22 protein-coding genes and 1 pseudogene are annotated in these 23,207 nt (G+C 67.3%); 12 read left to right on the forward strand and 11 right to left on the reverse strand.

Features of this window, described 5'->3' with window-relative positions:
- Positions 1-4: 4 nt before the first annotated feature.
- Positions 5-1,510 (forward strand): PepSY domain-containing protein, encoded by a 1,506-nt coding sequence (locus tag ACM0PK_RS02940; RefSeq protein WP_414607204.1) that lies wholly within the window; start codon positions 5-7, stop codon positions 1,508-1,510.
- Between the two features lie 9 nt (positions 1,511-1,519).
- Here the strand turns inward: ACM0PK_RS02940 and ACM0PK_RS02945 are convergent, their stop codons facing one another.
- Together ACM0PK_RS02945 and ACM0PK_RS02950 are read right to left on the reverse strand one after the other, a co-directional pair.
- Positions 1,520-2,653, reverse strand: a complete 1,134-nt coding sequence (locus ACM0PK_RS02945) for an MFS transporter (RefSeq protein ID WP_414607203.1) — start codon at positions 2,651-2,653, stop codon at positions 1,520-1,522.
- 11 nt (positions 2,654-2,664) lie between these two features.
- Positions 2,665-3,441 carry a DeoR/GlpR family DNA-binding transcription regulator gene (locus tag ACM0PK_RS02950; RefSeq protein WP_111007631.1) on the reverse strand — a complete coding sequence of 259 codons (777 nt, stop codon included), beginning with the start codon at positions 3,439-3,441 and terminating at the stop codon, positions 2,665-2,667.
- Positions 3,442-3,597: 156 nt separating this feature from the next.
- Between ACM0PK_RS02950 and smqnr the strand changes: the two genes are divergently transcribed.
- A complete protein-coding gene (gene smqnr, locus ACM0PK_RS02955) occupies positions 3,598-4,248 on the forward strand; it encodes a SmQnr family pentapeptide repeat protein (protein WP_414607216.1) in 651 nt (216 codons plus the stop codon).
- A 3-nt stretch (positions 4,249-4,251) separates the two neighbouring features.
- Here the strand turns inward: smqnr and ACM0PK_RS02960 are convergent, their stop codons facing one another.
- Both ACM0PK_RS02960 and ACM0PK_RS02965 read right to left on the reverse strand, forming a co-directional pair.
- Positions 4,252-4,926, reverse strand: a complete 675-nt coding sequence (locus tag ACM0PK_RS02960; protein WP_072168218.1) for a class I SAM-dependent methyltransferase — start codon at positions 4,924-4,926, stop codon at positions 4,252-4,254.
- 87 nt (positions 4,927-5,013) lie between these two features.
- A complete protein-coding gene (locus ACM0PK_RS02965) occupies positions 5,014-5,712 on the reverse strand; it encodes a glutathione S-transferase family protein (protein ID WP_072168217.1) in 699 nt (232 codons plus the stop codon).
- A gap of 115 nt (positions 5,713-5,827) precedes the next feature.
- On the opposite strand from ACM0PK_RS02965, the gene ACM0PK_RS02970 reads away from it, so the two are divergent.
- On the forward strand, positions 5,828-6,775 hold the full coding sequence (locus tag ACM0PK_RS02970; RefSeq protein ID WP_414607202.1) for a LysR substrate-binding domain-containing protein: 948 nt from the start codon (positions 5,828-5,830) through the stop codon (positions 6,773-6,775).
- Between the two features lie 6 nt (positions 6,776-6,781).
- On the opposite strand, the pseudogene ACM0PK_RS02975 reads toward ACM0PK_RS02970, so the two are convergent.
- A pseudogene (locus ACM0PK_RS02975) lies at positions 6,782-7,706 on the reverse strand (LysR family transcriptional regulator).
- A gap of 107 nt (positions 7,707-7,813) precedes the next feature.
- Here ACM0PK_RS02975 and ACM0PK_RS02980 point away from each other — a divergent pair.
- Positions 7,814-9,331 (forward strand): MFS transporter, encoded by a 1,518-nt coding sequence (locus tag ACM0PK_RS02980; protein ID WP_414607201.1) that lies wholly within the window; start codon positions 7,814-7,816, stop codon positions 9,329-9,331.
- A 278-nt stretch (positions 9,332-9,609) separates the two neighbouring features.
- On the opposite strand, the gene ACM0PK_RS02985 is transcribed toward ACM0PK_RS02980, so the two are convergent.
- Positions 9,610-10,014 (reverse strand): GFA family protein, encoded by a 405-nt coding sequence (locus ACM0PK_RS02985; protein ID WP_072168213.1) that lies wholly within the window; start codon positions 10,012-10,014, stop codon positions 9,610-9,612.
- Positions 10,015-10,184: 170 nt separating this feature from the next.
- Between ACM0PK_RS02985 and ACM0PK_RS02990 the strand changes: the two genes are divergently transcribed.
- Together ACM0PK_RS02990 and ACM0PK_RS02995 are read left to right on the forward strand one after the other, a co-directional pair.
- Positions 10,185-11,159 carry an Lnb N-terminal periplasmic domain-containing protein gene (locus ACM0PK_RS02990; protein WP_414607215.1) on the forward strand — a complete coding sequence of 325 codons (975 nt, stop codon included), beginning with the start codon at positions 10,185-10,187 and terminating at the stop codon, positions 11,157-11,159.
- A complete protein-coding gene (locus ACM0PK_RS02995; RefSeq protein WP_111202081.1) occupies positions 11,159-13,180 on the forward strand; it encodes an esterase/lipase family protein in 2,022 nt (673 codons plus the stop codon). The genes ACM0PK_RS02990 and ACM0PK_RS02995 overlap by 1 nt, the downstream gene beginning before the upstream one ends.
- Positions 13,181-13,267: 87 nt before the next feature.
- Here ACM0PK_RS02995 and ACM0PK_RS03000 read toward each other — a convergent pair whose 3' ends face one another.
- Positions 13,268-14,689 (reverse strand): MFS transporter, encoded by a 1,422-nt coding sequence (locus tag ACM0PK_RS03000; RefSeq protein WP_414607200.1) that lies wholly within the window; start codon positions 14,687-14,689, stop codon positions 13,268-13,270.
- Between the two features lie 29 nt (positions 14,690-14,718).
- Between ACM0PK_RS03000 and soxR the strand changes: the two genes are divergently transcribed.
- Complete coding sequence (gene soxR / locus ACM0PK_RS03005) at positions 14,719-15,153, forward strand: redox-sensitive transcriptional activator SoxR (RefSeq protein ID WP_005415534.1); 435 nt, start codon at positions 14,719-14,721, stop codon at positions 15,151-15,153.
- A 78-nt stretch (positions 15,154-15,231) separates the two neighbouring features.
- Here soxR and ACM0PK_RS03010 read toward each other — a convergent pair whose 3' ends face one another.
- Positions 15,232-15,834 carry a short chain dehydrogenase gene (locus ACM0PK_RS03010; RefSeq protein WP_072168209.1) on the reverse strand — a complete coding sequence of 201 codons (603 nt, stop codon included), beginning with the start codon at positions 15,832-15,834 and terminating at the stop codon, positions 15,232-15,234.
- A 98-nt stretch (positions 15,835-15,932) separates the two neighbouring features.
- Here ACM0PK_RS03010 and ACM0PK_RS03015 point away from each other — a divergent pair, with 98 nt between their 5' ends.
- Complete coding sequence (locus tag ACM0PK_RS03015; RefSeq protein WP_414607199.1) at positions 15,933-16,808, forward strand: LysR family transcriptional regulator; 876 nt, start codon at positions 15,933-15,935, stop codon at positions 16,806-16,808.
- Positions 16,809-16,868: 60 nt separating this feature from the next.
- On the opposite strand, the gene proC is transcribed toward ACM0PK_RS03015, so the two are convergent.
- Together proC and ACM0PK_RS03025 are read right to left on the reverse strand one after the other, a co-directional pair.
- On the reverse strand, positions 16,869-17,690 hold the full coding sequence (gene proC / locus ACM0PK_RS03020) for a pyrroline-5-carboxylate reductase (protein ID WP_414607198.1): 822 nt from the start codon (positions 17,688-17,690) through the stop codon (positions 16,869-16,871).
- An 18-nt stretch (positions 17,691-17,708) separates the two neighbouring features.
- Complete coding sequence (locus ACM0PK_RS03025; protein ID WP_005415538.1) at positions 17,709-18,386, reverse strand: YggS family pyridoxal phosphate-dependent enzyme; 678 nt, start codon at positions 18,384-18,386, stop codon at positions 17,709-17,711.
- Positions 18,387-18,473: 87 nt separating this feature from the next.
- On the opposite strand from ACM0PK_RS03025, the gene ACM0PK_RS03030 reads away from it, so the two are divergent.
- The 3 genes from ACM0PK_RS03030 (at position 18,474) to ACM0PK_RS03040 (ending at position 21,857) form a co-directional block, all read left to right on the forward strand.
- Positions 18,474-19,511, forward strand: a complete 1,038-nt coding sequence (locus ACM0PK_RS03030) for a type IV pilus twitching motility protein PilT (RefSeq protein ID WP_004147099.1) — start codon at positions 18,474-18,476, stop codon at positions 19,509-19,511.
- A 98-nt stretch (positions 19,512-19,609) separates the two neighbouring features.
- Positions 19,610-20,752, forward strand: coding sequence for a PilT/PilU family type 4a pilus ATPase (locus ACM0PK_RS03035; protein ID WP_019659468.1), 1,143 nt, complete (start codon positions 19,610-19,612; stop codon positions 20,750-20,752).
- Positions 20,753-20,873: 121 nt separating this feature from the next.
- A complete protein-coding gene (locus tag ACM0PK_RS03040) occupies positions 20,874-21,857 on the forward strand; it encodes an aldo/keto reductase (RefSeq protein WP_072168205.1) in 984 nt (327 codons plus the stop codon).
- 47 nt (positions 21,858-21,904) lie between these two features.
- Here ACM0PK_RS03040 and ACM0PK_RS03045 read toward each other — a convergent pair whose 3' ends face one another.
- A complete protein-coding gene (locus ACM0PK_RS03045) occupies positions 21,905-22,804 on the reverse strand; it encodes a LysR family transcriptional regulator (protein WP_111202086.1) in 900 nt (299 codons plus the stop codon).
- A gap of 93 nt (positions 22,805-22,897) precedes the next feature.
- Between ACM0PK_RS03045 and ACM0PK_RS03050 the strand changes: the two genes are divergently transcribed.
- Positions 22,898-23,110 (forward strand): DUF4287 domain-containing protein, encoded by a 213-nt coding sequence (locus ACM0PK_RS03050; protein ID WP_134970612.1) that lies wholly within the window; start codon positions 22,898-22,900, stop codon positions 23,108-23,110.
- Positions 23,111-23,207: the final 97 nt, after the last annotated feature.

Consider the following 23,207-nt stretch of genomic DNA (forward strand, 5'->3'; position numbering starts at 1 on the left):
GGCGATGTCGCTGCGATCCACCGCCAAGCGCTGGACCTACCTGGTGCATCGTTGGCTGGGCATCGGCGGATGCCTGCTGATGCTGCTGTGGTTCGTCAGCGGCATGGTGATGCTGTTCATTGGTTACCCGAAGCTGACACCCGGTGAGCGGCTGGCGGCATTGCCAGTGCTGGGCGAGGCCCGCGACCTGCAGGGGCTGTCTGTACTGCCGGCTGCTCTGCAGGCCGAGCCAGAGGCCGTGGCGCTGACCACGCTGCGTGGCGAGCCCGCCTATGTGGTGCGTAGTGGCCGCCACGTGGGGGCCTGGTCTGCATACACCGGTCAGGCGCTGCTGCCGGTGTCGGCACAGCGCGCCGAAGCGTCCGCTGCACAGTTCGCCGTAGGCCCGGCCTTCGTGGGAGCGATGCGCGTGGACGAGGACCGCTGGACGCATTCGCGCGCTCTGGATGCGCATCGGCCGCTGTATCGCGTCGAGGTGGGCGGTGAGCAACCGGGCGACCTGTATGTGTCTTCGCGTACCGGCGAAGTGGTGCTGGACGCCCCGCATGTGCAGGAGCGCTGGAACTACGTGGGTGCCTGGCTGCACTGGTTGTATTTCCTGCGCATGCAGTCGGTGGACCCGGTGTGGACGTGGGTGGTGATCGTGCTGTCCGCACTGTGCACGCTGGCGGCGGTCAGCGGCGTCGTGGTGGGTGTGTGGCGCTGGCGTTTCCGTGGCCACTATCGTTCCGGTGCGAAGACGCCGTATGTCGAACCGTGGATGCGCTGGCACCATCTGATCGGATTGTGTGCTGCGGCCTTCGTGTTCACCTGGATCTTCAGCGGCCTGATGTCGATGAATCCATTGGGCGTCTTCAGCAGCACGCGGGAGGCGATCGATGTTGAGCACTACCGTGGCGGCGCGGTGGCGGTGGACGGTGCGCTGGGTGATCCTGACACGCTTCTGGCAGTGGCCGAAGCCGCGCGCTTTCAGCCGGTGGAGATTCAGTGGCGACGGATCAGTGGTGAACTGTTTGCGGTGCTGCTGGACGGGCAGGGTCATACTCGCATCGTGTCCGGCAGCAATGGGCATCTGCAGGTTACGCGGTTGCTGCCGGCAGCTTGGCTGCAGCAGAAGGTGCGTGCGTTGTCCGATGCCCCGATGCAGGGCTTCGTGGTGCAGCATGCAGCGGATGCGTACTTCTATCCGCGTGCGCCCGAGGCCATGAATGGTGCAGCGGTACGCCGCTTCCCGGTGGCCGTGGTGGACTTCGGTGATGCCGAGGCGACGCGCGTCTATCTCGACCTGGCTACGGGCGATCCGTTGCTGACGATGGGTCATCGCGAGCGGGTGGGGCGCTGGTTGTTCTACTTCCTGCACAGCTGGGATCTGCCTGCGATGCTGCGCCAGGAAGGTGTCCGGTTGGCGGTGTTGCTGCTGCTGAGCGCTGCTGGCACCGCGCTGTGTGCCACGGCGACGGTGATCGGCTACCGGCGCGCGCGGATGAAGCTGCGCCGCAGGCGGCGTTGATGCGCCGCGCTACACCTGCAGCCAACGCGTGGACACGGCCACCAGCAACAAGGCCGTGGCCACGCCGATGAACGCGGTGATCAGGCCGAAATGATCTGCGGCGAAGCCGATCAGCGCCGGCCCGGCAAGGATGCCGGCAAAGCCGAGCGTGGACACGGCAGTGATCGCCAGTGCGCCGGGCATGCGGGTCTGGTGGCCGGCCAGCGAGAACAGTGCGGGGGCGATGTTGGCGCAACCGAGGCCGACCAGCACATAGCCCGCCAGCGACGCCTGCCACGGCGTGACCAGGGTCAGCACCAGTACGCCCGCGGCGGCGAGCAACGCGCCGAACACGATCGCGCGCTGGCGGGCCACGCGTGCCACCAGTGCATCGCCGAACAGGCGCGCGACGGTCATCGTCAGGGTGAAGGTCACATAGCCGATGCCGGCGAGGCTGGCATCGACGCGGCGCACGTCGCTGAGAAACACCGCGCTCCAGTCGAGCATCGCACCTTCGCCGAGGAAGGCGACGAACGCCAGCACGCCGATGAACAGCACGATGCCGTGCGGCAGGACCAGCATGGGCATGTCATGCGGCATGCGTTCGCTGTGCCAGTACGCCGCTGACAGCAGCATCACCAGCAGCATGGCACCAACGCCGACCAGCACGGATACCAAGGGAGGCAGATGGGCAGACAGTAGCACGGTCATGGTGGCCGCGCCGAGGAAGCCGCCGATGCTGAAGAAGGCATGGAAGCCGGACATCATCACGCGCCGTGCTTCGCGCTCGACAATGACCGCCTGAACGTTCATCGTGCAGTCCATCGCGCCCACGGCGGCGCCGAACACGAACAGAACCAGCCCGAGTGTCCAGGCCGAAGCGGCCAGGGCCAGGCTGGGCACGGTCAGGCAGATCAGCAGACTGCTGGCCACCATCACCCGGCGGCAACCGAGGCGCGCGGCCAGCACACCGGACAACGGCATCGCCAGCAGCGAACCGGCACCGAGGCAGAGCAGCACCAGCCCCAGCGTGGCGTCATTGATCCCGGTGCGTGCCTTGGCGAACGGCACCAGGGTGGCCCACAGCGCGGTGGCGAAGCCGGGAATGAAGAACGCAGCGCGGGTCGCGTGCTGTTCGGCACGCGCGCGGTTGGCAACGGACATGAGCGGTACGGTCAGGGCGGAGTGGGGTGTACCGCGATGCCTGCGGCGCGGAAGCGTGCCGCCAGCGCCGGCGGGGCCGAGGTGGTGAGCACCAGGTCGTCGATCTCGTCGAGGCTGGCAATCTGCCAGTTGCCGCGTGCACCGAGCTTTTCAGTCGTGGCGGCGACGATGACGCGGCTGCTGCACGCGACCATCGCGCGCTTCAGCTTGGCCTCTTCTGCATCCATTGCCCATACACCAGTATCGCCGTCCACCGCGCAGGGGCCGGGCAGGTACACGTCGGCGCGCAGGCGCTGCACCTGGCCCAGTGCTTCTGCGCCGACCGCACCGCCGCCGCTGGCCAAGCGGCCGCCGATCAGCTGCACCAGGGTGCCTTCAAGCGTGCTGGCGGCGGTGGCGATCTGCGGGGCATTGGTGATCACGGTCAGCCCGAGAGCGGGCGGCAGCTGCTGGGCGATCGCCAGGTTGGTTGAACCGGCATCGAGCAGTACAACCTGATTGGGTTGCAGCAACGCGCACACGCGTGCGGCCAGCTCGGCCTTGTCGCCGCGGTCGCGGGTCAGGCGCTCGCGCAGCGGGCGTTCCTTGGGCGGCGGCAGCACGGCGCCGCCGTAGACACGCTGGCACAGGCCCTGTGCGGCCAGCTCGCGCAGGTCGCGGCGGATCGAATCTTCGGAGACGGCATAGCGGCGCGCCAGTTCGGCAGCGACCACGCGGCCCTGCTGGCGCAGCTCCTCAAGGATCTGCCGGGTGCGCTGGGCGGGGAGGGGGCTGGGGTCTGAGCTCATGCCATAAGTCTGCACGTTCGTGCATTAACGTGCAACACCGTGCATCCGGTATTGGGGGGCACGGGGCGGCTGGACTGCCGGTGAATCCGCCCGCGCCCACGTCTATGGATCGCCCTCGCGGCCCGGCATGATGGCGGGACTCCTGGCATGGAATCCCTGATGTCCCACACCGTTCACCGCAAGCTGCGCATCGGCGCGGACCAGTACACCGGCCAGAAAGTGGTCGATCAGCAGTTCCACGAGTGCGATTTTTCCGGCGTGGACCTGACCGGCACCGAGTTCATCAACTGCAGTTTCTACGATGCCGACAGCCGTACCGGCTGCCGCTTCAATGGCGCCACGCTGAAGGAAGCCAGCTTCCGCAGCTGCGACATCAGCATGTGCCACTTCAATTTCGTCAAGGCATTGGGCCTGGAAATCAGCGAGTGCCGCGCGCAGGGCGCGGATTTCAGCGGCGCCAGCTTCATGAACCAGATCACCCCGCGCAGCGGGTTCTGCAGCGCCTTCATCAAGAAGTCGAACCTGCGCTATGCCAATTTCTCGCGGGTGACGCTGGAGAAATGCGAACTGTGGGAAAACCGCTGGGACGGTGCAAACGTGAGCGGCGCCAGCTTCGCTGGCTCGGACCTGTCCGGTGGCCAGTTCGAGGGTGTCGATTGGAACAGCGCCAACTTCACCGACTGTGACCTGACCCACTCGGAGCTGGGTGAGCTGGACCTGCGCAGCACCAACCTGCGTGGCGCCACGCTGGATCTGCAGCAGGTGGCGCTGTTGATGCAGCGCATCGGCATCACCGTGGTGCCGTAGGCTTCACCCGGCGTACGCCACCCAGCCCCTGAAGCTGAAGCCTGCATAGAACAGCTCCACGCCGTCGAAGCCGGCCTCCTGCAGCAGCGCCACTTCCTGTTCGGGCGCCAGCAGTGGCAGTCGCTCGGCAATGGCGTCGATCGCGCGCTGTGCATCGGCGTGGGCAACACCCGAGGCTTCGGCGAACGCGGCGTAGCGCTGCAACCAGCGCAGCTTGCCGTCCGGATCCTGCGGCATGCTGTGGTGGGCCACCACCAGCGGCGCGCCGGGCTGCAGGCGCCTGTGCAGCTCGCGCAGCGTGTGCAGGCGCTGCGCGGCATCGAGGAAGTGCAGGGTCAGCAGGCAGCTGGCACCATCGAAGCGCACGTCCGGGGCATCGTCGATGTAGCCTTCCAGCAGCTCAACGCGTGCGTTCAACGGGCCCAGTGTCTGCTCGGCCAGCGCGAGCATCGGCGCGGCCGGATCCACGCCCAGCAGCTGCCAGCCCGGTTGCGCCTCGGCAAAGGCCTTCAGCTCCAGCCCACCCCCGGCACCGAGTACCAGCACGCGGCCCTGCGCGGGAACGCGTTCGGCCAGCAGCAGGCGGCTCATCTGCTGCAGGGCGAGGAAACCGGGCACCTGGCGCAGCGGTGCTTCGGCATAGCGGGCCACCGCCTGCGGATCGGAGAACGTGGACATGCGCGGATTCCTGCAGCAGGGGACATACCACTGTAGCGCGGCGCGCAAGAGGCATTGCGCGCCGCTGCCGCACAGGCAGGGCAGGACTCAGGCCGCCGCGGCCTCAAGCACGTCTTCCAGCCGCACCTCGCCGAGGAAGCCACCGCTGCTGGTAGCCGGCCGCTGTGCTTCGACGGCGTGGGCGAACTGCACGCCGGCGTCGTCCTGCAGGCGCTCGAACAGCTGCTGCACCCTGGGGAACTCGCGGCGGTCGACCACCTGGTGGTAATCGTTCCAGCGGGCGATGCCGGCGAAGTAGGCGTCGGCGAAGCTGCGCTGCTCGCCCAGCAGCCACGGGCCTGTGCTGAGCATCTGCTCCAGCGCCTGGTGGGCCTGGCGCACCTTGGTGGTGCCATAGGCACGCAGCGCCTTGCCGTCATCGCCCTCGGCGTGTTCCAGCGCGTGCCAGAGCGGGGCGTAGGCACCGAAGAAGCTGGTGTTGAGATAGGCCAGCCGGTGGTTGAGGCGGTCGAAGCCGGAGGTGCCCTGTGCGAAGCCCAGCCCCTGCGCGACGCCCTGGGCGGCCAGGTGGTTGAGGATGGCCAGGCTCTCGCTGAGCAGTTCGCCCTGCGCGGTGCGCAGAGTGGGGGTTTCGCCCAGTGGATTGAGGCGGCGATAGTCTTCGCCCTGCACCTGGCCGGGCATGTCGATACGGCACAGGTGATACGGCTGGCGCAACCATTCCAGCGCGACGATGGAGCCGAACGAGCAGCCCGAGGGCACGCCGTAGAAGAGGATCGGGGTCATGGCAGGTTTCCGGTTCAAGCCGCGATGCGGCGGGTGAGGAAAGCGTGCCTGCGTGGACATTGCCCCGGAAGCGGTTCGAATGGCATCCTGAAGTCCACACCTGAGGACGTTGCGCATGCTCAACCTCAACGATCTGGCTCTGTTCGTGGCCGCAGTGGAGCAGGGCGGTTTTGCAGCAGGCGGACGCCATCTGGGCCTGCCGCGCTCGACGTTGAGCAAGCGCGTGGCGCTGCTGGAAGAACACCTCGAGGTACGGCTGCTGCAACGCAGTTCGCGGCGCTTCGCGCTGACCGAAGTCGGCCAGGCGTTCTTTGATCGCGCACGCGCGGCGTTGTCCGAGGTGGAGTCCGCCGAGGCCATCGTCCGTGACCGCCAGGCCGAACCGAGTGGCACCGTGCGCATCAGCGCTTCGATTCCGGTGGTGCAGGTCGAGCTCGCCGTGTGCCTGCCCCCGTTGGCCCGCCGCTATCCGCGGCTGCGCATTGAAGTTGAAGTGAGTGATCGTTTCGTCGACCTGGCGCAGGAAGGCATCGACATTGCCTTGCGCAGCCACTTCGGTCCGCTGCCGGATTCCGGTCTGGTGCAGCGCTCGCTGAGTAGAGAACGCATCGTGCTGGTGGCGTCGCCTGGCTATCTGGCAGCCGCGCCAGCAGTGGATACGCCCGAGCAGCTAAGCGCGCATGCCGGCCTGCTGACGGCGCGCCACGCAACGCGCTGGACACTGCACGGCACCGACGCCCGCACCGTGCAGGTGGAACCGCAGGTGGCGCTGGTCGGCAATGAGTCGCAGCTTCTGGTCGCGGCGGCCGAAGCGGGCCTTGGCATCACGGTGTTGCCGCACAGCCTGTGTGCCGCAGCGATTGCGGCCGGCCGCCTGCAGCAGGTCCTGCCGGCGTGGCATGCCGGCGAAGTGACCACCAGCGTGCTGCTGCCGCATCGTCGTGGACAGTTGCCGGGCGTGCGCGCGGTGGTGGATGCGCTGGTCGCGCATTACCAGCTCAACGCAGCGCCAGCGCCCAGGGAAAAAGCGACGGAGGGGATTAAGTCGTTTCGGGCACAGTAGGGCCGATTACGACTTAATCCCCTCCGTCCCCTTTTTATGAGGCGTTCTGGAACAGGTTCGCGACGGCATAGTCGATGAACACCCGCAGGCGTGCACTGGGATGGCGCCCACCGGGCCATAGCAGCGAGCACTGCCCCTGGCGCGTAGGTAGTGTGGGCAACACCTGTTGCAGGCGGCCGTCGGCCAGCGCGTCGGCGGCGAGGAAGTCGGGCATCCAGGCCAGGCCCATGCAACCGATCGCAGCGGCCAGCACGGCTTCCATGTTGTTGCAGGTCATCGCCGTGGAAAGGCGCGCCCCGGCGTCGCCTTCGATGCCCGGCAGCTGCCACGGATGCAGTTTTCCGGTGGTGGGGTAACGGAAGCGCAGCGCGGTGTGCAGGCGCAGGTCGCCTACATCGCCGGGAATGCCGTGCGCCTTCAGATACCCCGGTGCCGCACAGAGGATGAAACGAAAGTCGCCCAGTCGCCGTGCGGTCAGGCTGGAATCGGCCAGCTCGCCGCTGCGTATCACCGCGTCCAGCCCTTCGCTGACCACATCGACGATGCGGTCATTGAACTCCAGTTCCAATTGCACCTGCGGATAGCGTTGCTGGAAGCCGGGCAACACCGGCAGCAGGAAGCGGTAGCCGATGGTGGGCAGGCCGATGCGCAGCAGCCCACTGGGAGCGTGCTGTCGTTGCGCCAGGTCCGCCTGCGCTTCGGAAAGTTCATCCAGTGCGCGGCGGCAGCGCTGCAGCAGCAGTTCGCCTTCGTCGGTGAGGTGCACGCGGCGGGTGGTGCGCTGGAACAAACGGGTGCCCAGGTTCTGTTCAAGGCGGGCGATGCGCTTGCCTACCGCCGAGGCGGACAGGCCGAGTACGCGGGCGGCGCCGACGATGCTGCCCGCCTCTGCGGTTCGGACGAAGGCGAGCAGAGCAGAGATGGAGTCCATGACCGACATGATTGCGGAACATATGGCCGCAATCAACGTCCATAGAGCCTGTTTTTCAGGAATAACGGCCCGCTCATCATCAATGCCCCTGATGGATGGAGGCCCGCATGGCCCCGGTTTCGATGCTCCCTGTACCTGCCCAAACGCCGCAACGCTGGACGCTGCTTGCGGTTTGCCTGGCCGCGCTGGCGCTGCCGTTGTCCTTCACCGCCGGCGCCGTCGCGGTGCCGGTGCTGGCCCGCTCCGCAGTGGCATCGCCCACTGCGCTGGCCTGGGTGACCAACGCCTTCATGCTCACCTTCGGCAGCCTGCTGCTCGCTGCCGGTGGCCTGGCTGATCGCCATGGCCGACGGCGGATGTTCCTGCTGGGCACGGCCGGCTTCACCGTCGCGGCGGCCGCTGTATGCCTGTCGCCTACGCTGCTGTGGCTGGATCTGGCGCGCGGCCTGCAGGGCGTTGCCGCCGCCGCAGCGCTGGCCTCGGGCACCGCTGCGCTGGCGCAGGGCTGGCAGGGACCGAGGCGTGCCCGTGTCTTCGCCCTGCTGGGCACGACATTCGGTGCGGGCCTGGCGCTGGGGCCGCTGCTCGCGGGCCTGCTGCTGCAGGCGCTGGGCTGGCGCAGCGTGTTCGCTGCGGGCGGTGTGCTGACGTTGGCGGCGTTCGCACTGGCCGCGCGCGCGTTGCCCGAAAGCCGGGGCGAGCGCGGACGGCTGGACATCGCCGGCATGCTGGGCTTCAGCCTGATGCTGGCGGCATTGACCCTGGCCCTGCTGTGGCTGGGAGAGTACGGCTTGTACGCCGGTCGCGTGCAGCTGGCGCTGTTGACGACGCTGCTGTTGGGCGGCGCGTTCGTCTGTACCGAACGGCTGCATCCTTCCCCGTTGCTGGACCTCTCACTGTTCTGGCAACCGGCGTTCCTCGGCGTCCAGCTGCTGCCGGTGGCGACCTGCCTGGGCTACGTGGTGCTGCTGGTCGTGTTGCCTCTGCAACTGCTGGGCGTGCATGGCCAGAGCACGACGCTGGTGGGACTGCAGATGCTGGCGCTGTCCGCGCCGATGCTGATGCTGCCGATGCTGGCCGCGCGTTGGGCGGAACGCGTTGGAAGCGCACGGCTGTGCACGCTGGGGCTGCTGGTGTGTGCCTCTGGCCTGTACCTGCTGTCGCGCCATGCGACGCATCCGTCGCCCTCGCAGTGGGTGCCGTTGCTGATGTGGGTCGGTGCAGGCACGGCCTTGCCGTGGGGGCTGATGGATGGGCTGTCGGTGAGCGTGGTGCCTGTACAGCGTGCGGGCATGGCCGCCGGCATCTTCGGAACCGTGCGGGTAGCAGGCGAAGGTATCGCCCTGGCCGCAGTGACGGCGCTGCTGGCGATGCTGGTCGACCAGCAGCTGCATGGGGCATCGCCCGCGTCGTTGGCGCGTGCCGGTGCCTATCTGGCGAGCGGGTCCCGCGTCCAGGCGGCGGCACTGCTGCCGGCGATGAGCGCTGAGCAGCTGCAGCAGGTCAGCGCCAAGGCGCTGGCAACACTGCTGCGTGTACTGGCGCTGCTGACGGCTGTGTGTGCTGTGTTGTTGCACCTGTTGCTGCGGAAACGCAAAGGCACGTTGGCCGAGCATACGGCGTAGCAGGCTCATCGCCCCCTCCGCCGTCATCCCGTTGTCGTCTTCCGCTCACACCGCCCATGCCCACCCAGGTCTAATGTTGATCGTCCCCGTCCCCCACGGAGACCCGCCATGTGGCTGCTCGACCATCTCTGGCCCAGCCGTCGACCGCTTCCTCCCCCGGTCGCGGATGCGCCGCAGGCGCCGCCACGCCGGCCTTGGCTGAAACGACCCGCGCGGGCGGGGCGCAGCGGCATGGCGCCCTGGCAGAAGATCGCCACGCCGCCGCGGCGCACGCGCCACTAGTCGCTGCGGTCTGACGGGTGATTGATCCCGTCGCTGACCGGAATGACCCCCAGCGCGAACGGGTCGATGCCTTCCAGGCAGGCCACGTTGTAGCCGTACTCGTCCGGGTTGGAGCGGCGCCGGTGATGGGTGTAGATGCCGCACACGCCGCAGAAGTAGTGCTCCGCCACATGGGTGTTGAACTGGTACTTCTGCAGGTGATGCTGCCCGCGCACCACCTGCAGGCCCTGACGGGGGACGCTGGCGGCGATGGCGCCACGGCGGCGGCACATCGAGCAGTCGCAGCGGCGGGGATCGACGATCCCGTCCGGCAGGTCCAGCAGCAGCTCGACCGTGCCGCAGTGACAGGTTGCGCGGTGCCGGGGTTGGACCGGAACGCCGGCCACGGAAGTGATGCCCATCGTTGCTCCTGTGTGATTCATCTGGCCGCGGGGCCGCCGCAGACGGTGCGCCGGCGTGCCTGAACGGGCCGTAGATGCCACGGTGAACCCGCTTGTGGCTAACTATGCGGCTTCGGGACCGCGACAGGATGCCAGTGAGAGCCGCAGGACGTTGGATGACAGGAAGTGCCATGGCGCTGGCAGCGTTGTGGGTGACCGGGCTGCTGGCTTACCAGATGCCCGGGCCGGGCTGGCTGGCGAACGGTATTGCCGTGCTGTGGCTGCTGGCTGCGCTGTGGGCCTCGTGGCGGGTCGCGCGTGGCCGCAGCAGCCGTCGCCTGGGCCTGGCGTTCGGCGCTTCGCTGGCGCTGGCTGGCCTCTGGTGGCTGCTGCTGACCCCGCGCCAGGACCGCGTATGGGCCGACGACGTGGCCCAGCGCCTGCATGTGGTGTCCTTCGACGGGCGCCACGTGGTGTTCGACAACGTGCGTGATTTCACCTGGCGCAGCGAAACCGACTACGACGCGCACTGGGTGCGCCGCGCGTACGACTTGGACCAGCTGCGCTCGGCCGACCTGGTGCTGTCGTACTGGATGGGCCCGGCGCTCGCCCACACCCTCATCTCGTTTGGCTTCGAGGATGGGCGCCACGTGGTGTTCTCGCTGGAGATCCGCAAGGAGCGCGGCGAATCGTTCTCGGCACTGGGCGGCTTCTTCCGCAAGTTCGAGATGACCCTGGTAGCCGCGGAGGAGACCGACATCATCCGCACCCGCACCAATGCGCGCGGTGAGGACGTCTACCTGTACCGCCTGCATGGCATGGACCGGGCGCAGCTGAAGGAGCTGTTTGCCGCGTACATCGCACAGGCACGCGAACTGGATGCGAAGCCGGGCTTCTACAACACGCTCACCAGCAACTGCACCACCATCGTCTTCGACCTGGCCCGCCACATCGCGCCGCGCCTGCCGCTGGACTACCGCCTGCTGCTGTCCGGCTACCTGGCCGAGTACGCACAGGAGGTGGGTGCGTTGACCCCGGGTGTGCCGTACGCCGAGCTGCACGACAAGGGCCGCATCACCCAGCGCGCGTTGGACCTGGGCAGCGGCGAACACTTCTCCACCGTGATCCGCCAGGGCGTACCTGGCACCGAGCAGGACCCGCAGTAATGACTCGACTCCTCCTGATCCGCTGGCAGCGTGCGCTGCCGGTGTTGTTCGCCGCCTTCCTGCTGCTGGGCAGCAGCGGTTGTGCGATGGTCACCGTCAAGCAGGTCAAATCCAGCGATTCGCTGGTCAACAAGCGTGCCGACGTGCTCAATACCGGCAAGCTCAGCCCCGCCGCGCGCGAGACGCTCAGCGCGGCAGGCCTGGACGAATCGCAGTGCGAGAAGGACTTCCTGGTCTGCCGCAGCACGCTGCTGATGACCGACGATCTCAATGTCGAGCAGCGGCTGTCGGCGCTGTCCGAACTGTGGGTGAAGGCCGCGCTGGCGCTGACGCCGAAGAAGACCGCCGCCGGTGATCCGCCGATGAGCGACGCAGCGCTGGACGCCTGGCTGGAAGCCGCGCGCTACGCCTATGCCTACCTGTTCTACAGCGGCCGCTCGCCGTCCGACCGTGCCTTCGAGGACCGGCAGACACAGGTGCGCGACTACTACAACTACGCCGCCGAGAAGGCAGCGGTGGTGCTGTTCGTGCGTGCGCGCGCCGCTGCGTTGGCGGGCGAGGACTACACGAAGCCGATCTCGGTTGGCAGCTGGTCGCTGGCCTCCAACTACCAGCAGCTGAACCTGAAAAGCATTCCCGCGCAGCTGGTGCCGGCCGGCACGGTCAGCTTCGTCGGGCTGCGCAGTACTTATCGCCGTGATGGCTTCGGTGCCGAGCTGGTGATGGTGATGGACCCGCCGAAGCTGGTCGCACCCGTAGTCGCAGCGGATGGCCCGAAGGCCGAAACGGCAGCGGATGAAGGCGGTGACGAGCGCCGTGGCCGTCGCCACCGGCATGACGATTCGGTGCCTGAGTTCAGCGAGATGTCCTCGATCAACGTCACCGCGTTGCTGCGCTTCGAAGGCAGCAGCCTGGACGATGTGATGCGGACGCGCCGGGTTGAACTGGATGCCTATTCGCCGGAAGCCACCGAGCGCATCACCCTGCACGGCGAGCAGGTGCCGCTGGCCGGCAATTTCACCGCAGCCTACGGCCTGTGGCTTGCCCAGAGCGGCTTCGCCCGGCAGTCACTGCGCACCCTGTTCGGCATGAGCGAGGGCATCGGCGAGCCACACATCTACCTGATGCAACCGTGGGACCCGAACCGCCGCATCATCTTCATGCTGCACGGCCTGGCCAGCAGCCCGGAAGCCTGGGTGAACCTGGCCAACGAGATCATGGGCGACCCGGAGCTGCGCCAGCAGTTCCAGGTGTGGCAGGTCTATTACCCGACCAACGCACCGATCGCGCTGAACCGCTACGAGATCGCCAACGCGTTCAACGACACGCTGAAGCACTTCGATCCCAATGGCAGCACGCGTGCATCGAAGGACATGGTCTACATCGGCCACAGCATGGGCGGCGTGCTCGCGCGGCTGCTGGTGAGCGATTCCGGTGACGTGCTGTGGAACGACCTGCTGGCCAACTATGACCTGAAAGGCGAGCGTCTGAAGCGCGTGCAGAACAAGCTGGGGCCGTTGCTGCATTTCAAGGCACAGCCGAACGTGGAGCGTGCGATCTTCATCGCTGCGCCGCACCAGGGCACCGATATTGCCGGCAACAAGGTCGGGCGCCTGCTGGGCCGGCTGGTGCGCCTGCCACTGACCATCCTCGGCAAGTTCGAGGACGTGTTCATGGCACTGGCGCAGGCCGAGCAGCAGGTCGATGGCACGGCCAAGCCGAAGATTCCCAACAGCATCGACAACCTCAAGGCCAGCGATCCGTTCGTCAAGGCCGCAGCGCAGCTGCCGATCGAAGCGGGACTGAAGTACCACTCGATCATCGCCCAGCGCAAGCCGGAGCTGCCGGTGGACAAGTCCGATGACGGACTGGTGCCGTACTGGAGTGCGCACCTGCCGGGTGCACAGTCGGAGAAGGTCATCATTTCCGGCCACAGCGTGCAGGAGACCCCGCAAGCGGTGCTGGAAGTGCGGCGCATCCTGCACCGGGATATCGATGACGTGGGGACGGGGACCCTGTAGTGCCAGCCGCTGGCCGGCACTCTCCGCGCACGCGGGAATCCCGTGATGGTGCCGGCCAGCGGCCGGCACTGCCGAAACCCGGCGGCGCTACACCCGCCGCGCGATCACCGCAGCCAGCACCGCCAGGCCGAAGGTGATCGCCAGGCACAGCAGGTAGCCGGTGTGCGGCGCGCTTTCCACGAACAGCGCGAACAACGCACCGGAGACCGCCAGCGCGGTGGTCACCGACAGGGCCTCGCTCAGCTGCAGGGCCGACGTGTTGGCACCCTGCTCATGCGCTGCTGACAGCGAAAGCGTGAGTACCGAGAGGCTGGCGTAGATCATGCCCATGCCGAAACCGGTGACCGTCCAGCCCACCAGTGCCACCGGCAATGGCACTGCATTGAACAACACCGCAAGCGTTGCGGCGATGCCGACCGTCATCATCGCCGTGCCGACGCGCAGCAGCTGCTGGCGTGACCAGCCGCGCTGCTGGTGACCCTGCAGCCAGGAGCCGGCGAACCAACCGAGTGCGCCGAGGCTGAGCACCGCGCCGGCCCAGCTGGGCGGGAGCCCGCGTTCGCGCTGCAGCAGCAGCGGCAGGTAGGCTTCGCAGGCGAAGAATGCGGCAGCGGCGACGCCGCGCAGTGCGATCACGCTGGGCAGGCCCCTGCGCAGGATCAGCGTTCCGGCCGGCGGCAGGCGATGCACGCATAGCAGCAGCGCCAGCATCGCCACGCCGATGCAGAGCAGGGCGGTCGGACCGTGCTGCTGGCCGCCGAAGTACAGCAGCAGCGCCGCCAGCGATGCACCACTCGCCCAACGTACGACGTTGCCGCGCCCCTCGTCGTCGTTGCTGTCGGCGGAGGGCTGCATGCGCGTCAGCGCAGGCCGCAGCAACAGGGCAGCAGGGACTGCCAGCAGCGGCACTGCCAGGAACACCCAGCGCCAGCCGAGATGCTGGACGATCAGGCCGCTCAGCGCCGGGCCGACCATCGAGGGCACCACCCAGCCCGCCGAGAATGCCGCGAACACCTTCGGCCGCAGGTGCTCGGGGTAGCTGCGGCCGACCATCACGTACAGCGAGACCGAAATCGCGCCCGCACCCAGGCCCTGCAGCAGGCGCCCGGCCACCAGCATGCCCATGCGCACGGCGAAGCCGGCCAGCAGCAGGCCCAGCACGAAGCAGGCCAGGCCGTACCACAGCGGCCGTGCCGGGCCCTGGCGGTCGGCCCAGCGTCCGGCCAGGGTCATGCCGATCACGCTGGTGGCCAGTGTGCCGCCGAAGGCCAGCGCATACAGGCGCAGGCCACTGAGTGCTTCGGCCACCGTGGGCATTGCGGCCGCGACGGCCAATGCTTCGAAGGCGTGCAGCGCGACCAGCGCGACCATGCCGAGGGTGGTGGCGCGGTAGCGCGCGGACAGGATCGATGTGTCAGCCGGCAGGCGGGTGTCGGCGGGAGAGAGGGTCGGGGTCATACCGGTCAGGGGCGGGCCGCGCTTGTCAACGGGCGGCGAAGATAGCAGCATGCCACCTCAACTGTAGTTGAGGTCAAGCAATGGCATCCCAGGAACTCAGCGTCGGCGAGGTTTCCCAGCGCAGTGGCGTGGCCGTTTCCGCACTGCATTTCTACGAGCGCAAGGGGCTGATCAGCAGCCTGCGCACCTCGGGCAACCAACGCCGTTACAGCCGCGACGTGCTGCGCCGGCTGGCGGTGATCCGCGTTGCGCAGCGGGTGGGCATGCCACTGGAAGCGGTCGGCCGCGCCTTCGAGAGCCTGCCTGAAGGCCGTGCACCGACCAAGGCTGACTGGGCCAAGCTGTCCGCGCGCTGGCGCACCGAGCTGGAAGAGCGCATCCACATGCTGCAGCTGCTGCGCGATGAACTGACCGGCTGCATCGGCTGTGGCTGCCTGTCACTGCAGCATTGCCGCCTGGCCAACCCTGGCGACGTTCTCGGCGAACGCGGCGATGGCCCGATGCGCTGGGAATGAAAAAGGGGACGCGCTCCCGGTAGCGCCGGGCCATGCCCGGCGGACGAAAACGACTTGATCCCCTCCGTCCCCTTTTTCTTACCAGACCGTGATCGTCTCGCCGCTCTGGATGCCTTCCACTGCACGCTGGAAGGCCAGTGCGGCGCGTTGTGCGCTTACCGCTTCGAAGCCCGGGAAGTAGGGGCCGTAGGCCGCCATTGATTCGATCAGTACGTTCGGGCTGACCACGTTGATGCGCAGGCCGCGCGGCAGCAGCTCCAGTGCGGCGGCGCGCACGAAGCCTTCCAGTGCGGCATTCACTGCGGTGGCGTTGACGCCGTCGCGGATCGGCTGCGCGCTGATGATGCCGCTGGTCAGGGTGATCGAGCCACCGGCATTGAGGTGGTGCTGCGCGGCCAGTGCCAGCCGCACCTGTCCCAGCAGCTTGTCCTGCAGGCCGATAGTGAACTGCTCGGGCGTCATCTCCTGCAGCGGTCCGAAATGCACCGAGCCGGTGGTGGAGATCACCGCATCGACTGCACCGGTGCGGGCGAACAGTTCGGCGACGCTGGCGTCGTCAGTCAGGTCCACACGCAGTTCGCCACTGCGGCGGCCGGCGGCGAGAATCTGATGCTGTTGGCCGAGCTGACGGGCGACTGCCTGACCGAGGGTGCCGCTGGCACCGACGAGGAGGATCTTCATGGCCGTTCCTTGCGTGTGGGAGTGAGCGCAGTCTGCGCCGTCACAGCGTGGTTAGGTAAGCGGCGTATGATTTGCAGATTCCTAACTCTGGATTAGCAATGGATACCCTTCGCTGCATGCAGGCCTTCGTCGCCGTGGCCGAACGCGGCAGCTTTGCAGGGGCCGCCGAACAGCTGCAGGTGTCGGCGGTGATGGTGGGCAAGTACATCCAGCAGTTGGAAGCACATCTGGGCACCGCGTTGCTGCAACGGAACACCCGCCGCCAGCGCTTGACCGAAGCCGGCAGCGCCTACCTGGCCGGGTGCCGGCAGGTGCTGGAGCAGGTGCAGCAGGCCGAGGCCGATGTGGCCGGCCTGCAGGTACAGCCGCGTGGCCTGTTGCGGGTCAGCGCGCCCACCACCTGGGGCAGCTGCGTGCTGGTGCCGCAGCTGGCTGGCCTGCTGCGTGCGCAGCCACAGTTGAATATCGAGCTGGACCTGAGCAACCGCCGCGTGGACCTGATCGAAGATGGCTTCGACGCGGCGATCCGGGTCGGGCCGTTGCCATCGCAGGAGGTGGTGGCGCGGCCGCTGCCGCCGTATGCGATGAGCCTGTGCGCGGCGCCGTCTTACCTGCGCAGGCGCGGCACGCCGCGAACACCGGATGACCTGCAGGGGCACGACTGCCTGAGCCACCTGGCCTGGCGCGGCGGGCATGGCTGGCAGTTGGCCAACGGCGAACAGGTCGACTGGGAGGCACGGCTGAGCAGCAACGATGGCTTCGCGTTGCGCGAAGCCGCCGTGGCCGGGGCCGGGCTGGTACTGCAGCCCACCGCACTGCTGGCGGCGGAGATCGCAGCGGGACGGTTGAAGCCGCTGCTGCGCGACTACCTGCCGGAACCGCGGCCGATGCACCTGATCTACCTGCCCGATCGACGCCCGCGCCCGCGTTTGCAGTGCTTCGTGGATTTCGTCATGGCCACGTTGGGGCAGTGATCATCGGGGTAGATGGGGTCAGATCCCTTTGCCTCGGCAAAGGGATCTGACCCCAGGGGATCAATCATTCGCCGCAGACAATTCCTGTCCACGCACCTGCGCGGCGCGCAGTGCGGTGTCCACCAGTGCCTCGAAGCCGCCAGCCTGGAAGCTCTCGATCGCGGCCTGGGTAGTGCCGTTGGGTGACGTCACGCGGCGGCGCAGCTCTGCGGGGCTCTCACCGGCCTCATCCAGCATGCGCGAGGCGCCCAGCAGGGTCTGCACCACCAGCGTGCGCGCGGCGTCGGCCGGCAGGCCCTGGGCGATCCCCGCCGCTTCCATCGCTTCGGCCAGCAGGAACACATAGGCCGGCCCGCTGCCAGACACGGCGGTGACCGAATCCATCAGTGCCTCGCGTTCGATCCACACCGTGCGCCCGGCACTGGCCAGCACCTGTTCGGTCTGCGCGTGCTGCTGTGCATCCACCGAGGGCGTGGCATACAGGCCGGTTACGCCAGCGCCGAGCATAGCGGGGGTATTGGGCATCGCACGCACCACCGGCAGGTTGCCACCGAGCCAGCGCTCCAGCTGTGCGCTGGTGATGCCGGCAGCGATCGACACCACCAGCGGCCGGTTTGCCTGGGCCAGTGCCTGCAGCGACTGGCAGACCTCACGCAGCACCTGCGGCTTCACCGCCAGCAGCCAGGTGCTGCCCTGTGCGCCGGCATCGGTGGCGTTGTCGTGTACCTGCACGCCGAAGTCGGCAGCCAGCGACTCGCGCAGCGCTGCAACCGGTTCGGCCACATGGATGTGCGCGGCGGGCACGCCTTGGCGGATCAGGCCGGCGATCAGGCTGCGGGCCATGTTGCCGCCGCCGATGAAGGTGATGGAATCAGCTGCCATGGAAGTCTCCTTGGAAAATCAGGCCGGGCGCGCGCGCGCGCCGAACAGGGCGGTGCCGATGCGCACCAGGGTGGCGCCCTCGGCGATGGCTTCCGCGTAGTCGCTGCTCATGCCCATCGACAGCGTGTCGACCTGCGCGCGCTGGGCGGCCAGCGACTGGAAAAGTGTGCGCATGCGCACGAACGCATCCCGACGGCGCTCCACCTCGGGCCACGGCGCAGGAATCGCCATCAGGCCACGCAGGCACAGCGAGGGCTCGGCGGCAATCGCTGCGGCCAGCCCCTCGACATCCTCCGGTGCACAGCCGTGCTTGCTCGATTCATCGTCGATGTTGACCTGGATCAGCACATTCAGCGGGCCGCGTGCGGCCGGGCGATGGCGCGCCAGCGCCGTTACCAGCTTGGGCCGGTCCACGCTCTGCACCCAGTCGAAATGGGTGGCCACCGCCTCGGCCTTGTTCGACTGCAGGTGGCCGATCAGGTGCCACTCCAGCGCCAGGTGCTGCAGTGCCTGCATCTTGGCCAGCGCTTCCTGCACATAGTTCTCGCCGAAGGCCTGCTGGCCCTGTGCGGCCAGCGCGGCCACGGCCTCGGCCGGTTGGGTCTTGGACACGGCCAGCAGGCGCGGATCGGGCCGGCCGGCCGCCTCGGCGGCGGCATGCAGGTTGCTCAGGATCTGGGGCAGGGGAGTGGCCACGTAACGCGTTCCGTTGAATCAGGAGGCTATACTGCCGCCCGGGGAAAGATCCTTCCAGTCGAAGCCGTTATTGGGGAGTAGCCGCTCATGGATATCGCCGAACTGCTGGCGTTTTCCGTAAAGAACAAAGCGTCCGACCTGCACCTGTCTGCAGGCCTGCCGCCGATGATCCGCGTGGACGGCGACGTTCGCCGGATCAACATCCCGGCCCTGGACCACAAGCAGGTCCACGCGCTGGTGTACGACATCATGTCCGACAAGCAGCGCCGCGATTACGAGGAATTCCTCGAAGTGGACTTCTCCTTCGAGATCCCATCGCTGGCGCGCTTCCGTGTGAACGCGTTCAACCAGAACCGCGGCGCCGGTGCGGTGTTCCGTACCATTCCGTCCGAGGTGCTCACCCTCGAGGACCTGGCTTGCCCGCCGCTGTTCCGCGAGGTAATCCAGCAACCGCAGGGCCTGATCCTGGTGACCGGCCCGACCGGCTCGGGCAAGTCGACCACGCTGGCGGCGATGATCGACTACATCAACAAGAACGAGTACGGCCACATCCTCACCGTCGAGGATCCGATCGAATTCGTGCACACCTCGCAGAAGTGCCTGATCAACCAGCGCGAAGTGCACCGTGACACGCATGGCTTCAACGAGGCACTGCGCTCGGCACTGCGTGAGGACCCGGACATCATCCTGGTCGGCGAACTCCGCGACCTGGAAACCATCCGCCTGGCACTGACCGCCGCGGAAACCGGCCACCTGGTGTTCGGCACCCTGCACACCAGTTCGGCGGCCAAGACCATCGACCGTATCATCGACGTGTTCCCGGCCGGCGAAAAGCCGATGGTGCGTTCAATGTTGTCCGAGTCGCTGCGTGCGGTGATCTCGCAGGCACTGCTGAAGAAGGTCGGTGGCGGCCGTACCGCAGCGTGGGAAATCATGGTCGGTACCCCGGCCATCCGCAACCTGATCCGCGAGGACAAGGTGGCGCAGATGTACTCGGCCATCCAGACCGGCCAGCAGTACGGCATGATGACCCTGGACCAGCATCTGCAGGATCTGGTCAAGCGCAGCCTGATCACCCGCAACCAGGCCCGCGAGTATGCCAAGGACAAGCGCCTGTTCGAGTAAGGCGGGACAGCGACGGGCGGCGCGCGCAATGGCGCGGCCGCTCCGTGTTGTTTCCTCCACCGACCGTTACCTGGTAAACCGCCTTCCGGGAGCCCGCCGTGAACACCACCGCGACCACCATCGATTTCACTTCGTTCCTCAAGCTGATGGCGCACCAGCGCGCCTCGGACCTGTTCATCACCGCCGGCATGCCACCGGCGATGAAGGTCAACGGCAAGATCTCGCCGATCACGCAGACGCCACTGACGCCGCAGCAGAGCCGCGACCTGGTCCTCAACGTGATGACCCCGGCACAGCGCGAGGAATTCGAGAAGACCCACGAATGCAACTTCGCCATCGGCCTGTCCGGTGTCGGCCGTTTCCGCGTGAGCTGCTTCTACCAGCGCAACCAGGTCGGCATGGTGCTGCGCCGCATCGAGACGCGCATTCCGACCGTGGAAGAGCTGAGCCTGCCGCCGATCATCAAGACGCTGGCGATGACCAAGCGCGGCATCATCCTGTTCGTCGGTGCCACCGGTACCGGTAAATCGACTTCGCTGGCGGCGATGATCGGTTACCGCAACCAGAACTCGACCGGCCACATCATCACCATCGAAGACCCGATCGAATTCGTGCACAAGCACGAGGGCTGCATCATCACCCAGCGCGAAGTCGGCATCGATACTGACAGCTGGGAAGCCGCGCTGAAGAACACCCTGCGCCAGGCGCCGGACGTGATCATGATCGGCGAGGTGCGTACCCGCGAAGGCATGGACCACGCCATCGCGTTCGCCGAAACCGGCCACCTGGTGCTGGCCACGCTGCATGCCAACAATGCCAACCAGGCGATGGACCGCATCATCAACTTCTTCCCGGAAGACCGCCGCAACCAGCTGTTGATGGACCTGTCGCTGAACCTCAAGGGCGTGGTCGCGCAGCAACTGGTGCCGTCGCCCGATGGCCGCTCGCGCAAGGTGGCGATGGAGATCCTGCTGGGCACGCCACTGGTACAGGACTACATCCGCGACGGCGAGATCCACAAGCTGAAGGAAGTGATGAAGGACTCGGTCCAGCTGGGCATGAAGACCTTCGACCAGAGCCTGTTCGAGCTGTACCAGGCCGGCGAGATCAGCTACGAGGACGCGCTGCGTTACGCCGATTCGCAGAACGAGGTGCGCCTGCGCATCAAGCTCAGCCAGGGCGGCGACGCGCGCACCCTGTCGCAGGGGCTGGATGGGGTGGAGATCTCCGAAATCCGCTGACCTGGCCGGCAACGGTCATGACCGGATTGATGAATTCCAGTCATGACCGACTGCGGTCCAGCCGGCTCAATCCATCGCCACCGCAGGCGTATCGTCAGCACTCCCCCTCTGGAGTACGACGATGCAGACACGTGAACTCGGCCGCAGCGGCCTGAAGGTTTCCGCTCTGGGCCTGGGTTGCATGGGCCTGACCCATGCCTACGGCCAGCCGGTCGAACCGAGCCAGGGCATCGCCCTGCTGCACGCTGCCGTCGAGCGCGGCGTGACCTTCTTCGACACCGCCGAGGTGTACGGCCCGTACACCAACGAAGACCTGCTCGGCCAGGCCTTGGCGCCCTACCGCGACAGGCTGGTGATCGCCACCAAGTTTGGTTTCAAGGACGCGCGCACCGATGCCGGCCTGGACAGCCGCCCGGAGAACATCCGTGCCGTGGCCGAAGCCAGCCTCAAGCGCCTGCGTACCGACCATATCGATCTGTTCTACCAGCACCGCGTCGACCCGAACGTGCCGATCGAGGATGTGGCCGGCACCGTGCGCGACCTGATCGCCGAGGGCAAGGTCGGCCACTTCGGCCTGTCCGAGGCGAGCGCTGCCACCGTGCGTCGCGCGCATGCGGTGCAGCCGGTCACCGCCGTGCAGAGCGAGTACTCGCTGTGGTGGCGCGAACCGGAGCGTGAGCTGCTGCCGACGCTGCAGGAGCTGGGCATCGGCTTCGTGCCGTTCAGCCCGCTGGGTCGCGGCTTCCTGACCGGTGCGATCAACGCCGATACCACCTTCGACGCCAACGACTTCCGTAACAGCGTGCCGCGTTTCGAAGTGGAGGCGCGCCGCGCCAACCAGGCGTTGGTGGATCGCATCAGCACGATTGCGGCAGCGCGCGGTGCGACGCCTGCGCAGGTCGCACTGGCCTGGCTGCTCGCGCAGGCACCGTGGATCGTGCCGATTCCGGGCACCACCAAGGTTCATCGCCTGGAAGAGAACCTGGGCGCGGTCGACCTGCAGCTGGCACCGGAAGAACTGCAACGCATCGCGCAGGCGCTGGACGAAGTGTCGATCGTTGGCGAGCGTTACAACCCGCAGCGTGCGGCACAGGCCAAGGGCTGATCACCGGGTGCGGACCGAGGTGGGTGCGGACCGTTGGTCCGCACACCTCATCCAGCCATCGGCCCGCGCAGCGCATCAAGCACCGTCCGCATCGCCACGGTCACGTGGCGGCGCGAAGGGTAGTACGCGTAGTAGCCATCGAAGTGCGGGCACCAGTCGTCCAGCACTGATTGCAGCCGGCCATCGTCCAGCATCGGCTGCACCTGGTCTTCCGGCAGCCAGGCCAATCCGCTGCCTGCCAGCGCAGCGGTGCGGGTCATGCCCATGGTGTTGAACGTCCACTGGCCGCTCACGCGCACGCTCAGTTCATTGCCGTCCTGGCCGAAATCCCACGGCATCAGCCCACCATGCGTGGGCAGCCGCAGGGTCACGCAGTTGTGCCCGGCCAGGTCGTCTGGATGCCGCGGCACCACGTGCTGGCGGAAGTAGCTGGGCGCCCCGACCACGCGCATGCGCAGCGGCGGGCTGATCGGTACGGCGATCATGTCGCGCGCCAGCCGCTCGCCCAGGCGGATGCCGATGTCGTAGCGCTCGGCCACGATGTCGGCCAACCCGTAGTCGGCTGCCAGTTCCACCTTCAGATCCGGATACTGCAGCAGCAGCGGCGCCAGCCTGGGCCAGGCGATGTACTCGGCGGCGTGGCCGGTGGCATTGATACGGATGGTGCCGGCCGGGCGTTCACGGTACTCGGCCAGCGCGGCCAGCCCGTCCTCGATCTCGGCCAGGCGCGGGGCCAGGGTATCGAGCAGGCGGGCACCGGCTTCGGTGGTCGAGACGCTGCGGGTGGTGCGGGTCAGCAGGCGCACGCCCAGGCGCTGCTCCAGTCCGCGCATGGCATGGCTGAGCGCGGACTGGGACACGCCCAGCTGGGCGGCAGCCTTGGTGAAGCTGCCCTCGCGGGCAACGTGGACAAAGGCCTGCAGATCGTTGAGATTTTCGCGGGGCATGACCGGATGATAAGGCTCCCGGATTGAACGAATCTGTCGATTTCCGGCTCTCCGATTCGTCGTACCGGTACATCCAACGCAAGGAGCTTCCGCATGGGCACTGACACCAAGCCGAAAGGCCCGGCCTCGTATTTCCCCTCCATCGAGAAGACCTACGGGCGGCCGGTGGCGCACTGGTTCGGGCTGCTGGCGGGGAAGAACGGCCTGAAACACATGGCACTGGTCAGCTTCCTGAAGAGCGAGCACGGCTTGGGCCATGGCCACGCCAACGCGCTGGTGGCATACCACCGGGCTGGAAAGGGGTAACCAGCGACCGGCGGAGGGCAGGGCTGGACGCATTCAGCTGAACGATTTCATCTGCAACTGTCATGCGGATCGTGTCTAATAGCGCTCCCCACCTGCT

The sequence above is a fragment of the Stenotrophomonas sp. FR010 genome (assembly GCF_047520755.2).
GTDB lineage: Bacteria > Pseudomonadota > Gammaproteobacteria > Xanthomonadales > Xanthomonadaceae > Stenotrophomonas > Stenotrophomonas sepilia.